This is a genomic window from Mesorhizobium sp. B2-4-12 (assembly GCF_006441575.1).
Classification (GTDB): Bacteria; Pseudomonadota; Alphaproteobacteria; order Rhizobiales; family Rhizobiaceae; genus Mesorhizobium.
In genome coordinates this window covers 43,947-57,728 of sequence record NZ_VFVC01000022.1, presented here as the reverse complement: position 1 = coordinate 57,728, position 13,782 = coordinate 43,947, and the positions used below count along the sequence as shown (strand labels likewise).

11 protein-coding genes are annotated in these 13,782 nt (G+C 60.5%); 2 read left to right on the top strand and 9 right to left on the bottom strand.

What is annotated here, in order from left to right; translation table 11 throughout:
- Positions 1–48 precede the first annotated feature (48 nt).
- The 7 genes from FJ934_RS15125 to FJ934_RS15095 form a co-directional block, all read right to left on the bottom strand.
- The gene (locus FJ934_RS15125) at positions 49–1,230 is read right to left on the bottom strand and encodes an ABC transporter permease (protein WP_140610400.1); all 1,182 of its coding nucleotides are present in this window, start codon (positions 1,228–1,230) and stop codon (positions 49–51) included.
- Positions 1,227–2,225 (bottom strand): ABC transporter permease, encoded by a 999-nt coding sequence (locus FJ934_RS15120; protein ID WP_140610399.1) that lies wholly within the window; start codon positions 2,223–2,225, stop codon positions 1,227–1,229. The genes FJ934_RS15125 and FJ934_RS15120 overlap by 4 nt, the downstream gene beginning before the upstream one ends.
- Positions 2,226–2,227: 2 nt before the next feature.
- On the bottom strand, positions 2,228–4,126 hold the full coding sequence (locus FJ934_RS15115; protein WP_140610398.1) for an ABC transporter substrate-binding protein: 1,899 nt from the start codon (positions 4,124–4,126) through the stop codon (positions 2,228–2,230).
- On the bottom strand, positions 4,123–6,018 hold the full coding sequence (locus FJ934_RS15110) for an ABC transporter ATP-binding protein (protein WP_140610397.1): 1,896 nt from the start codon (positions 6,016–6,018) through the stop codon (positions 4,123–4,125). The genes FJ934_RS15115 and FJ934_RS15110 overlap by 4 nt, the downstream gene beginning before the upstream one ends.
- A 158-nt stretch (positions 6,019–6,176) precedes the next feature.
- On the bottom strand, positions 6,177–7,517 hold the full coding sequence (locus FJ934_RS15105) for an adenylate/guanylate cyclase domain-containing protein (protein WP_140610396.1): 1,341 nt from the start codon (positions 7,515–7,517) through the stop codon (positions 6,177–6,179).
- A gap of 260 nt (positions 7,518–7,777) precedes the next feature.
- Complete coding sequence (locus FJ934_RS15100) at positions 7,778–9,121, bottom strand: nucleotide sugar dehydrogenase (RefSeq protein WP_140610395.1); 1,344 nt, start codon at positions 9,119–9,121, stop codon at positions 7,778–7,780.
- A gap of 133 nt (positions 9,122–9,254) precedes the next feature.
- On the bottom strand, positions 9,255–10,415 hold the full coding sequence (locus FJ934_RS15095) for a DUF3095 domain-containing protein (protein WP_140610437.1): 1,161 nt from the start codon (positions 10,413–10,415) through the stop codon (positions 9,255–9,257).
- Between the two features lie 92 nt (positions 10,416–10,507).
- Between FJ934_RS15095 and FJ934_RS15090 the strand changes: the two genes are divergently transcribed.
- On the top strand, positions 10,508–11,596 hold the full coding sequence (locus tag FJ934_RS15090; protein ID WP_140610394.1) for a glycosyltransferase family 4 protein: 1,089 nt from the start codon (positions 10,508–10,510) through the stop codon (positions 11,594–11,596).
- Positions 11,593–12,357: a polysaccharide deacetylase family protein gene (locus FJ934_RS15085; RefSeq protein ID WP_140610393.1), complete on the top strand. Its 765-nt coding sequence runs from the start codon at positions 11,593–11,595 to the stop codon at positions 12,355–12,357. Before FJ934_RS15090 ends, FJ934_RS15085 begins: the two co-directional genes overlap by 4 nt.
- A gap of 1 nt (position 12,358) precedes the next feature.
- On the opposite strand, the gene FJ934_RS15080 is transcribed toward FJ934_RS15085, so the two are convergent.
- Entirely contained in the window at positions 12,359–13,213 is an 855-nt protein-coding gene (locus FJ934_RS15080; RefSeq protein WP_140610392.1) for an MBL fold metallo-hydrolase, read from the bottom strand.
- Between the two features lie 75 nt (positions 13,214–13,288).
- Positions 13,289–13,738 (bottom strand): cyclic nucleotide-binding domain-containing protein, encoded by a 450-nt coding sequence (locus tag FJ934_RS15075; RefSeq protein ID WP_140610391.1) that lies wholly within the window; start codon positions 13,736–13,738, stop codon positions 13,289–13,291.
- Positions 13,739–13,782: the final 44 nt, after the last annotated feature.

Below are 13,782 nucleotides of genomic sequence, written 5' to 3'. Positions count from 1 at the left end.
GATCATACCGGTGGGGGTGGCGGCGCGGCGCGCGGCGGAATAGCGATGTCACTTGTAGGGGTCCGCGGCGTCCCGCAAGCCGTCGCCGAGGAAGTTGAACGCCAGGATGACGAGAATGACGGGGAGCATTGGCAAAAGCAGCCATGGATAGAACGCGATCACATTGACGCTGCGCGCCTCGGTTAGCAGGATGCCCCAGCTGGTTGTCGGCGCCCTCAGGCCGAGCCCGAGGAAGCTCAGCGCCGTCTCGCCCAGGATCATTCCGGGTATGGAGATCGTCGCCGTCGCGATCAGATGCGATATGAAGCCGGGAATGAGGTGCCGCCGGATAATGCGGCTGCTGCTGGCGCCCATCAACTGCGCGGCCAGAACGTAATCCTCCTCACGCAAGGCTAGAAGCTTTGAACGCACGGCCCGCGCCAGTCCGGTCCAGTGGAGCAGCCCGAGGATGACGGTGATGCCGAAATAGATCAGGATCGGACTCCAGGTTATCGGCATGATCGCCGCCAGAGCCAGCCATAGCGGAATGCTGGGGATCGATTGCAGAACTTCGATTATCCGTTGCACGATCAGGTCGAAGATGCCGCCGTGATAGCCGGCCAGTCCTCCGATGACTATGCCGAGCAGGAAGCTGAAACTGATGCCGACGAGGCCGATTGTCAGTGAAATGCGTGCGCCATAGATGATGCGCGAGAACACATCGCGGCCCAGCCTGTCAGTGCCGGCCAGAAAGAGTTGGCCGTTTTCGGCAGGGCAAACAAAATGCCTGTCACCTTCGATCATGCCCCAGAACCGGTAACTGTCGCCCTTGCAGAAGAAACGGATCCGCTGAACATCATCCTGTTTGTCGACGTAGTTCCGCTTGAGCGTGTCCATGTCCAGCATCATCTGGCGGCCGTAGACGAACGGCCCGATGAACTGGCCGTTGTGGAACAGGTGCACCCGCTGCGGCGGCGAATAGATATAGTCCATGTTGCGCGTGTGCAGATTGTAGGGTGCCAGGAACTCGCAGATCAGTATGCTGAAATAAAGCGCCGCCAGGAATATGCCTGACATAAGGGCAAGCCGGTGCCGTCGGAATTTCCACCACATCAGCCGCAACTGCGACGCCTGAAAGACCTTCGACTGCTCCGGAGTCATCGCCTCGACCGACTGCAGGTCAAAGGGCTCTATGGAAACGTAGTGTTGCAGAGGGGCACCCGGAGCAGGCAGCGGGGATTGCGTGTTCATTTGGTGCTGCCGCCCTGCAAACGAATTCGTGGATCGAGCAGCGCCAGCGCCAGGTCGGAAATCAAAACGCCGATGACCGTCAGGAAGGCGAGGAACATCAGGAACGATCCTGCCAGATACATGTCCTGGCTTTGCAGCGCCTTGATCAGCATCGGCCCGGTCGTTTCCAAAGACAGCACGATCGCCGTGATTTCGGCACCGGAGATGATGGCCGGCAGGATTGAGCCGATGTCTGAAATGAAGAAATTGAGCGCCATGCGCAGCGGATATTTGACCAGCGCCTTGAAGGGATGAAGGCCTTTAGCGCGCGCGGTCACGACATATTGCTTGTGTAGTTCATCGAGCAGATTGGCGCGTAGCCGCCGGATCATGCTGGCCGTGCCCCCGGTGCCGATGATCAAGACCGGGATCCAGAGATGGGCGAGGATCGACTTCGCCTTGGCCCAGCTCATGGGCTCGCCGAGATATTGCTGGTCCATAAGATGGCCGATGGACGTGCCGAACCAGATGTTGGCGAAATACATCAGGATCAGCGCCAACATGAAGTTCGGAATGGCGAGGCCGAGAAGGCCGAAGAAAGTCAGGCCGTAGTCGCCCCAGCTGTATTGATGCGTGGCGGAGTACATGCCGATCGGAAAGGCGATGAGCCAGGTGAAGATGATCGTGACGAACGAGACCAGCACGGTGAGCCACATTCGGTCCCCGACGACGTCGCGAACCGGCAGCTCATATTCGAAGGAATAACCGAAATCGCCATGCAGCATCCCGCCTACCCAGTAGAAGTAGCGAACGATCGGCGGCTTGTCGAAACCATATTCCTTCCGCATCATATCGATGCGGTCGGAATCCACCGCTTCGCCTTGAGCCTTAAGCTCGGCAACGTAGCTGTCGAAATAGTCGCCGGGGGGGAGTTCGATGATCGTGAACACCAGCGCCGATATGACAAGCAGCGTTGGAACCATTACGGCGATGCGCCAGACAATATATCGAAGCACGCTCAGGACTCTCCAAGCCAGAATGCATCCGGCATGTAGACACCGAAATATGCTGTCGGGTCGTAGCCGTAGAGCGCCTTGTCAGGCAGATTGCGCAGCCGCGAGGACGCCAGAATCGGCTGAGACGTTCCGTTCACCGTGCCGATCGAAAACACCTGGTCAGTGTAGATCGACAGCATCGAATTCCAGATTTCGGCGCGTTCCGTGGCTTCGGTCGATGCGTTCCAGCGCTTCAGCAGAGCCATCAAGTCGACCACAGCTGGAAGATCGGGCGCTTCACCGAGCGTGCCGTGAGACAAGTAGTGGGCCCCCCAGAGCGGCCATTGCAACTGGTCGTCGGTGGTGGGGGCCAACTGGTACGGGTTCATGTCGGCGGTCGGCACGCCATTGTCGATGCCCGACCATATCGACATCATGATCTGGCCGCCAAGCGCGCGGCTGCGGAATATGTCGCGCTGCGAAGTCCGGATGAACAGGGCGATGCCGATCTTGCGCCAGTGATCGGTGATGAGCTCGAGCGCGTCGGTTTCCAGCGTACTTTCGCCGGCTGTTTCCACTATGATCTGCGCCGGGCGTCCATCGGGAAGTATCCGCAGGCCGTCATCGTCATGCGTCTGAAGCCCGACCTCGTCGAGCAGGGCATTGGCCAGGTCAGGATCATGGGCGACCCAGGCCTTCGCGAATTCCGGCCGGTAGAGCGGGCTTTCAGGCAAGACCGTATCGGCACTTTCCTGCGCCAATCCGTAGAACACGGCCATATTGATCTCGCGCCTGTCCACGGCGAGCGAAAGTGCGCGGCGCACGCGCACGTCACGAAGAAGGCCACGCCACACCTGGTCGGAACAATTCAGATTGGGCAGCAGCGCCAGCCGCGAGCCCTGTGTGCGTTTCCAGAGATGCATCTTCACCGGATAGCGCTTCTCCGCATCCCTCAGGAAGGCATAATCGGTGAAGTCAATTCCCATGCATTGCAGGTCGCTCTCGCCCGCACCGGTCTTGGCTGAAATGATCTCCGACGAACTGACATTCATGACAATCCTGTCAATATAGGGCAATTGCCGGCCATTCTCATCCATTCGATGGAAGAACGGATTTCGCTCGAAGACGAACTGCTCAGCCGGCGGCTTCGTCCGGTTCTGCCAGGGATCGAGCGTCGGCAGTTCCGGGTTCTCCGGGCGATATTGGCGCGACATCCGGATATGCAGGAGCGTCCATTTCTTGGCCCGGTTCTCCTTCATCAGGCCGGCTAGCCGGAATGGATCCTGGTATTTTCTGTGGAACTGCTTGAGATAGGCGGCCGGCAGGACAAGCGATAGCGGCGAAGCAGCGGCGAGCTTGGGCAGGAAATCGGGATTGGGCGCGTCCCAACTATAGCGGACCGTTAACGGATCGACGATCTCGAAGCGTGGCGGCTTGCCGTCGGCCATCAGGGCCGGGGGGAGCCCGCCTTGCGAAAGCTCTTTGTTCAGCCAGACATCTTCCCAGCAATAGCGAAAATCCTCCGGCGTCAGCAGACTGCCGTCAGACCATTTATGTCCTTCCCGTATCTTGAAAGTGAAGACGCGACCATCCGATACGTTGAAACTTTCGAGAATGTCGGCTTGCAGTTCAAGCTTTTCGTCATAGCCGACCAAGCGAGCATATCCATAGATCGTCATCAGCCGGATGTCTTTCTGGCTACCGATGATCGTGCGCAGCGTGCCGCCATACTGGCCGGGCTGCCGGCCCATCGCGGCGAGATTCAGCGCGCGCGGGCTCTTGGGCAAGCGTTCGGCAAGTACCGGCAGCGCCTTGGCCTTCAGCTGGGGCTGAAGAAATTCCGGCTCCAGATCGCCGGCGCGCGACGTGCTCGGCAGAAACGCCGAAGCCATGAGTCCAAGGACGGTGCGCCGGCTGATCAATGGCGCAGCTCGCTGACATCGGCCGAACGACGGGCCAGCACGAGATGGCCGCCGCCAAGATCGAGCGGCGACAGCGTATTCTCCTCGCCCTCGTCGCGGAATTGCGGTCCCCAAGCGCTGGTGTCGGACGCGCCGCCGAGCTTCAGCGTCTTGAAATCCATCGGCCTGTCGAGATCGGGGAAAGGCACCGCGGCGACCAGTGAGCGCGTGTAGGGGTGGACCGGTTTCCTGAGCAGAATTTCGCGCGGCGCAAGCTCGACGATACGCCCGCCGCACATCACCGCGATGCGGTCCGCCATGTAGTCCACCACCGCCAGGTTGTGGGATATGAACAGATAGGTCAGGCCCAGTTCCTTCTGCAGGTCCTTCAGAAGGTTCAGGATCTGCGCCTGGACAGAGACATCGAGCGCCGAAACCGGCTCGTCGCAGATCAGGAGTTCAGGCCCCAGCGCCAACGCGCGCGCGATGCCGATACGCTGACGCTGCCCGCCGGAGAAACTGTGCGGATAGCGCTTGATGAAGCGCGGATCGAGCCCGATTGCCTGCATCAGGCTCTTGACCGTGGCGAGTCGGGACGCGGCATTGCCACGTTGATGGATTTCCAGCGGCTCGCTCAAAATGTTCTCCACCGTCATGCGGGGTGAAAGCGACGAAACCGGGTCCTGGAAGATCATCTGGATTTTCGCGCGCAGTGTGCGCAACGCGTCCTCCTCTGCCTTTAAGACGTCGATCGGCCCATTGCGGCCGTTGAAGGTCACAGAGCCGCCGCTGGGGGTGACGGCCCGCATGAGAATCTTGCTGACGGTGGTTTTGCCGGAGCCGCTTTCGCCGACCAGACCCAAGCACTCTCCCCGCCTGATATCGAAGCTCACACCGTCCACGGCGCGAACAGAGGTTTGATGATCCCCGCCGAACCATCCGGACTTGCGGATGGTGAAGACCTTTTTCAGGTCCCTCACCGACAATAGGATGTCGTCCGGCCCTTTCGATGCCGGCGCCGGCTGCTTGCCGAGCAGGTTCCCGACATTCACCGGCACCTCGCGAAGCGCCTTCAGTCTTTCGCCGGGCTTCAGGTCAAAATGCGGAACGGCTGCCATCAGACCCTTCAGGTAAGGGTGACCCGGGCGGCGGAATATCGCCTCGACAGGTCCCGCTTCCATGATCTCGCCATGGTACATGACCACCACCTCGTCGGCGACATTGGCGACCACGCCGAGGTCGTGCGTGATCAGCAGCATCGCCATGTTCAGCTTGGTCTGAAGCCCGCGCAGCAATTGCAGGATTTGCGCCTGGATGGTGACGTCCAGCGCGGTCGTCGGCTCATCGGCGATCAACAGGGCGGGCCTGCAGATAAGAGCCATGGCGATCATGGCGCGTTGACGCAATCCTCCTGAAAGTTCAAAGGGATACATGTCGTAGGCGCGCTTGGGATTGGGAAAGCCGACAAGGCTGAGCATTTCCTCGGTCCGCGCCTTGCGCTCCGCCCGAGCTAGAGGCGTATGAATTTGCAGGGATTCGCTGACCTGGTTGCCGATCGTGTGCAGCGGCGACAGCGATGTCATCGGCTCCTGAAAGATCTTGCCGATACGGCTGCCTCTCAACGCCCGGATTTCGGGTCCATCACGCGACATCTGCAGGATATCCTGCGTCGTGCCCGGCTTTTCAGGATCGGAAAACAGGATACGGCCGCGAACATGGGCAGTGTTCGGCAAAATGCCCATCACTGCCTGGCTGAGAACCGATTTTCCGGAACCTGACTCGCCCACAAGCGCGGTAACCCTGCCGGGCAGGACACGAAGATTCGCGCGCCTGACGGCACGCAACGGCCCACCGATAATGGCAAAAGAGATGCCAACATCTTCGATCCGCAGCAGATCAACACCCGAATTCATGCGCACCAGGCCCACTCTGGCGGCCTGCCGGGCGGCAGGGCCAGTAAACGAGACTATCGCATTGCCAGCCTAGAGCAACTTGGATTCGAAACGATCGCCAGTTCCCTGGCGGAACCGTGACCGGACTGCATGCCAAAGGCGTTCGGATCAGAGTGCGGCTACTGGATCTTCCTGGTGTCACCCGTCGACACCCGCGCGGCATCGCGATGAAGCAGCATGACCTGCTCGGCGTCCGACATTCGGTCGTAAATCGTCTCCAGCGCACCGTCCTCATCGAGCGCAAGAGCACCCGACAGATCGGGGGCAAGCACCGTCAGCTTATGCTTGATGCCCGGCAACTGCTCCTTGCCGAGCGTCAACCAACTGTTGGCGCCGCAGTAGCCGGCGAAGTCTTCGCTGGCGAGAACGCTGTGCGGATATTTCTTGGTCAGGGTCTGGAGGCGCTGGACCTCGTTTACAGCCGAGCCGAAGACAGAGAATGTGAGCCGGTCGGTAAGCCCGACATTGCCGAACATCACATTACCGATATGCAGGCCGATACCAAACTGTATGTCGCTCAACCCTCGCTCCTTTCTGCGCAGATTGAGATCCATCATGCGCGCGGAGGCCTTGTGCGCGGCCGCAAGAGCGGCTTGGCAGGCGACCTCGGACTGCGAGCGGTGTCTTTCGCAAGGGTAGACGGCAATGAAGCCGTCACCTATGAAACTCATGATCTGCCCACCTCTGCGATTGAAAGGTGCAGCAACGGCGTCGAAAAATTGGTTCAGCGTATCAATATAGATTTCGCGGCCCGAGGTTTCGGCAAGCCTAGACGACCCACGCATATCGGCCATCACCAGTGCGGCCCGGATTGTATCGCCCTCGCCTCGCCTGATCTGACCGTCAAGCACGCGCCTGCCGGCGTCGCCGCCGAGATAAGTGGTCATCATGTTGTCGGCGAGCTTGGTGAGCACCGCCATCTTGGTTGCGATCGCGAGATGGCTCTGGATGCGCAGCAGCGCCGAAATCATGCTGTCGCTGAAGCCCGCGGCACTGTCGGTGGACCAAGACCCCAGCATGCCCTGACTGGCGTTGCCGCTGAAGGGATGGACGAAAGCCATGTAATCGGTGATGCCCATAAGCCTGAGTTCATCGAAAACAGGAAACTCCGACGGCACCGAAGGGTCGAGCCGACGTCGCAGATGCTCGAGCTTATTGCTGAGCAGATAATAGTATGGGCTGGTCAGAAATCTGTCGGACGGCGCGCCGGCCTTGTTGCGAAAGCCTTCCACTTCCATGCCCTGGCCGCGAAGCCAGGTGAAGCCAAGCGCGTCATAAAGCGGATGAAGCATCGAAAAGCTCAAATGCACCCGCTTCAACGGCAGGCCGGCAGCAGCCAGCCGTTCGCAAAAGCCTTTTATCAACGTTTCCAGGTCGTTGCCCGCCAGCGCCGACTGGGTCAGCCAATCGGCAACCTTATCCATGAGAATAGTGGAGATTTCTGCTTGTGCTGTGCTCATGCTATCTCGAAACCTGTCGAAAACGAACCCATTATGCTTTGATCCGCCATATCACAGTCCGCCAACGACCCAAAGATAAGACCCTCGAAGTCAACAGGGCCGACTACGGCGGCAAAAGCGGCGAAGAATTTCCCGGATGACTGTCCTTGCGGCCAGGAGCAGGCGTACTGCACCTATCCCGTGGCATATGTGGCGAAGCTGCCGGCGGAGTGCAATCACTATCCCGACATCGGGCAAAAAATTCGCCGGCTAAGACGCCCTCAGGCTTTCACCACCGTCTCTCGGGCCAGCGCGAGGCGGCCAAAAACATTGCGTGTGTCGACGATCAGAAGGGCATGATCAGCGATCGTCTGATAGTCGATCGCGTCGTGGTCGGTTGCGATGACGACAGCATCGAAATCCTTCAAGGCCGTCTCTGTCAATTCGACCGAGCGGCGCCCCTTGATCGCCATATGCTCCCGTGTGGTCGGGATCTCGGTAACATGCGGGTCGTGGAATTCCGCCTTGCCGCCCCACTCCTCGATGAGTTCAATGAGCCGCAATGAGGGACTTTCACGGATGTCAGGCACATTCTTCTTATAGGCGAGCCCGATGATGAGAATGCGGGAGCGGCTGAGCGCCTTGCCGCAGCGCCGGTCCAGCGCCTTCGCCAGTTCATCGACCACATGACGCGGCATGGCCGTGTTGATCTCTGCCGCCAGCTCGATGAAGCGGGTCGGCAGTTCGTACTCGCGCGCCTTCCACGTCAGGTAGAACGGATCGATCGGAACGCAGTGCCCGCCAAGTCCGGGGCCAGGATAGAAAGGCATGTAGCCGAAGGGCTTGCTCTTTGCCGCCTCGATCACCTCCCAAATGTCGATGCCCATCGCGCCGAGCACGACTTTCAGCTCGTTGACGAGAGCTATGTTGACCGAGCGGAAGATGTTTTCCGTCAGCTTGACCGCCTCGGCGGTCGCCGTGGTGGAAACCGGAACGACGGTCTTGACCACGCTTTGGTAGAAAGCCTGCACGAGCGTCGCCGCTTCCATGCCGTCGCCCGCCACGACCTTGGGGATCGTCGCGACTTCAAAGCTGCGATTGCCGGGATCCTCGCGTTCGGGCGAGAAGCCGAGGAAGAAGTCTGTCTTCGACTGCAAGCCGGTTTCTTCCAGTATCGGCTTGATCACATCGTCGGTGGTGCCGGGATAGGTGGTCGATTCCAGCACGATCATCTGGCCGAGACGCAGATGTTTCGCGATCGTGCCTGCCGTGTTCCTGACAAAAGAGAGATCCGGCTCACGGTGTTTCGTCAGCGGTGTCGGAACGCAGATGATGATGACATCGCAGACGGCCAGCTCGGCAAAATCCGCAGTGGCGCGGAACCGTCCGCTCGCCACCTGGCTGGCAAGGGCTGTCGACGTTACCGCCTCGATGTAGGATCGGCCGTTGTTCAGGCTCTCGACCTTCCGGGCTTCGATGTCGAAACCGGAAACCGGGAAGCCGGCGCGTGCGACCGCAACCGCCAGCGGCAAGCCGACATAGCCCAGTCCGATTACGCCGACTTGCGCGGCGCGCGTCGAAATCCGGTTCAGAAGTCGGTCATATATCGATTGTGAGGCGTCCAAAAATCTGCTTTCCCGTCAATTCGGACAGGCTGTCCGTTCCTATGGAGAGGCTCACTTGGTCCCGAGAACCTCACTTCGTCCTAAGAACAATGGCCGAGGCATATTGCGGAAGATCGATTTCCGCAAGCCGTCATCAAACCAGCACCTTCGCCTTCAGGCTTGCGGCAGCCATCGCATAGCCGCCGGCCGCGCCATCGATGAAATGAAGGTGATCGCGCTGCAGCGGCGAGGCGACGAGGCATGTCATCAAGGCCGATTTCTGGCGGTGCAGGCCATAGTTGCAGATGCCCGCCTCTTCCGCCTGTTTCAGCCGGTTCTCGATCCGTTGCGACACATCCGCGTCAACGTCGACCGTCATCTTCAAGCCGTCGTCGAACTTCCGGAAATCCGAATTGCTGGCCACGTCGCGTTTATAGATCTTCGGATCGAAACTGCCGATCGTCCAGCCATATCGATCGCTGACCGCCGTGAGCGTCATCAAGAACAATATCCACAGCTTCGGTAGCCACCGCCATCCTGCCGGCGCCATCGCCCGCGCCTCGATATCGAGACCGGCGGGCGGAAAACTGTAGCTCGGCCCGTTCGGCGGCACCGGGTGGCCATCGCGTTCCTGCCTGCCGGTAAGGGCGATGATATCGGAGGCCAGAAGCTGAAAACCGCGCAAGTCGCGCGACGGCCCCGGTACAGCTATGATCGAGACGATTTCGCCATGCCGGGCTTCGATCGGGTTCCAGCGGCAGGAGAGGCCGGTCAGATCGGGCCGAGCGCCGGCCGGCGCGGGATCGATGCGGTAGCGCCCTGCTTTCATCTCGGTTTCCGCCCAACTGCCGCCACCGCCGGCGAACATGGCATAGAAGACCGCTTCGGAGGCCTGGAACCTCGCCACGCGAACGTCAAGGCCTTGCGCTCTTATATCCTTTATCGGCACGATTGCGGCACGCAAGGTGAGGTCCAGTTCGTCCGCCACCCATCTCTGAACAGCCGCCAGCGCGTTGCGGGTGATCTCCAGCGCCGAGCCGGGAAACGCCACGAGCGCGCCGTCGCCGCCGAAGACAAAGGGAAGGTCTTGCCGACCCAGCGCATTGAGCAGCGCCGAAATGACGCTGGCGCCGGCCATATTGACGGTTTTATAGCGCCCAGCCTCGATCGCCTTGGTCGAGCCGACGATGTCGGCGGTGGCCAGAGCCCAGCCATCGGGGAGAGGCCGATAATTGTCGGTATAGGCAGCGCTTTCGAACTTCGCGAAGACCGGCAGAGAAGCGACAAACGGGTCGGACGCGGCAGCTGTTTCCATGAGCATCAGATAGCACATTCCACTGCTTGAAGGTGAAGTGGATCGTGCTTCGAAATTGACTTGCGCCGGCTTTCCGATGATAGGGTCCGGCGATGCGAATTGCCTTCCACGCGCCGCTGAAGTCACCCAATCATCCCGTTGCATCCGGCGACCGCCAGATGGCACGGGCGCTGGTCAAGGCGCTGGAGCATGGAGGGCATACCGTCGAACTGGCATCCGAATTACGCTTCTATCTACGCGAACCGGAGCCGAAAAGTTTCGATGCGTTCAAGATCGAGGCCCGAGAGGAAGCCGTGCGGCTGACAAAGCTTTGGGATCGTGACGGCAGGCCCGATCTCTGGTTCTCCTATCATCCCTATTACAAGGCGCCCGACCTGATCGGGCCCGAGCTGGCGTCGACCCTTGCTGTCCCTTATGTGACAGCGGAAGCTTCCTATTCGAGGCGGCGCAACGCCGGTTTGTGGGCCGACACGCAAGCGTTGGTGGCGCGAGCCGTCGAACAGGCGGCGCTGAACATCTGCTTCACGCAAAGGGACCGTCAGGGACTGGCAGATGCGATACCCGGCGCCGCGCTCGGCATGCTTTCGCCCTTCATCGACACATCGGTATTCCGGGAAGCGCCGGCACGGGGTTGTCCGACGCGCCTCGTCACCGTCGCCATGATGCGCCCGGGCGACAAAGTCGAAAGCTATCGCATGCTGGCGCAAGCGCTCGGTTCGATTGGCCACCTGCCCTGGACGCTATCGGTCGTCGGGGACGGGCCTGCCCGTGAAGAGGTCAAAGCGCAATTCGCCGGCTTGCCCGTCGACCGTATCGAATGGCTTGGCGCGATTGAGCCCGCCGCCGTGCCGGATGTCCTCTACAGTGGGGGAATTTACGTCTGGCCGGGTTTCGGCGAGGCCTATGGCGTTGCCTATCTTGAAGCACAGGCCGCCGGCCTTCCGGTGGTGGCTCAGGACATCGCCGGCGTGCCGGAGGTCGTACGGGATGGCCAGGCCGGATTTCTCATCCCGCCGGGCGATGTGAAGGCGTTCGCTTCCGCCATTGAAAGGCTCCTGACCCGCAACGACGAAAGAACCATCATGGCCACGGAAGCCAGGCGTTTCATCCTCGAAGAGCGCTCCCTCGGTGCCGCGGCGGCGCGTCTGGCCGAACTTCTTGCGGGGATCCCGGTTTCATGATGTCCGATTCGATCTGGGACCCCTTGGTGGAAGAACTGGCGTCCCGGCAACGGGCGGACCGTAAGGTAGAGTTGTGGCTGCGCGACGATGACGCCGTGGATCCGACGCCCGCGCTTGATCGGCTGCTCGACCTCACCGGTGAATTCGCGGTTCCGGTCACCCTGGCCGTCATTCCGGCCCTGACCGACGGGAAGCTTGTCGGCCGGCTTGACAAGACGCCGCATGCCACGGTCGCCATCCATGGCTGGGCGCACCGAAATCATGCGCCCGAGAATCAGAAAAAGCAGGAGCTCGGCCCACATCGGCCACGCGGGGTGGTGCTCGATGATCTGGCTCGCGGGCTGTCGCGCGTAACCGGCCTGCATGGCGCGCGTGCCGTTCCGATGCTGGTGCCACCCTGGAACAGGATCGACGCCGGCTTGATATCCGACCTTGGATCGATAGGATTTGCGGCATTGTCGGTCTATGGGCCGCCGAAGCCGGCTTCGCTGGCGGTCGTCAACAGCAATGTCGACATCATGGATTGGCATGGCACGCGCGGTTGCCGCGATCATGGCCTATTGGTTCAGGCTATCATCGCGCAATTGCAGCATGCATTCGACGGCGGCGAACCGGTCGGCCTGCTTACCCACCATCTCGCCCATGATGAATCGGCCTGGCTTTTCCTCGAACGGCTGTTCGCAGTCACCGCACAGGCCGAGGCCTGTGCATGGCTTCCGATCAGCACATTGATCGGGCGCGGCCCCGGCAAAGGAAAATAGCTCAGCTTCCGTTGTGCGATAAGACTGGAAATTCAAGCGTCTGGCCATCCCGCGCAGCAAAGGCGCCGGCAAACCTGTCCTTGGCCAGTTTCTCCATCTCGTCCAGTTCCTCGTCGGTGCGTGACGGATCGTGATGAAACAACGCAAGCCCCCGCGCACCGGCCGCCTCGCAGAGCTTGACGCCCTGTTGCCATGTCGAGTGCCCGTTGCCGCGGCGGCGTTCCATTTCCTCCTCGGTGTAAGTGCAATCGTAAATGACGAGGTCGGCATTTTCGATCAGGTCGAGCACCGCCTGGTCGAGTTTGTCCGGCTGATGCTCGGTGTCCGTGATCATCGCCACGACGCGGCCGCCCCATTCGACCCGGTAGCCTATGCAGCCGCCCGGGTGGGTGAGACTGCCGGTCCGCACCACCACCCCTTCGCGCGGCCTAAGCACGTCTCCGGATACGAAATCGCGGCAGTCGAGGCTTGCCTTGCAGATATCGAGCTTCACCGGAAACCACGGCGGCCGTATGAACGCATCGACCATCTGCCGGGTCGTCATGCGTCCTGCGAGATGTCCGGACCAAAGCGTAATCTTGACGCTCGGGTCGTATATCGGCTTGAAAGCCGGCAGCCCGATGATGTGATCGTAGTGGCAATGGGTGAAGAACAGGTCGAAATCGGTCACGCCCGACGCCCGAAGTACCCCGCCGGCAGGCCGCAGGCCGGAGCCCGCGTCGAACAGAAGCGTATGCTTGCCGCATCGCATCTCAACGCAGATCGTATTGCCGCCATAGCGAGAGAATTCTGGCCCCGATACCGCAATGCTGCCGCGCACACCCCAAAACCTGACCAGGAAAACGTCGTCGTCCATGCTACCCCTTCGCAGTCCAGTCGCAGATGGCAGCCAGTACCGTCTCGATGGCCAGGATTAAGCGCACGTCACTCGTTACTTGGCGCTTCGTGCGTCGATCAGATCCGCGGTCGTATGGCTTAGGCGATCGGCAAGAACCCGCAATATCTCGATGGTCATTTCCGGGTACTCCTTCATAAGCCTCAGGAAATGATCCTTGCGGATTCTTAGGACCTCCAGCGGACTCGCGGCTCTGACGGTGGCAGTGCGAGAACTGTTGCACAATATGGCGATCTCGCCAACAATCGAATTTGGCACCATTTCGGCAACCTTTATCGGCCCGCTGTCGGAATCGACCAGAATATCCGCCCGGCCTGAAAGGATGACATAGGCGGCGTCCCCTTCATCGCCCTGCCGGAAAAGGATCTGGCCGGCGCCGTAGCTGACGCGGTCGGATGTGAACGCAAGCAGCTTGAGCTTTGTCGGCTCTATGCCGGAGAACAAGGGGACGCGTTGCAGCATCCCAACCTCATCCTTGAGCAGCATCGTCGCAACCTTCCCAAATTCACGTCTGCGAGACTAGATCAACC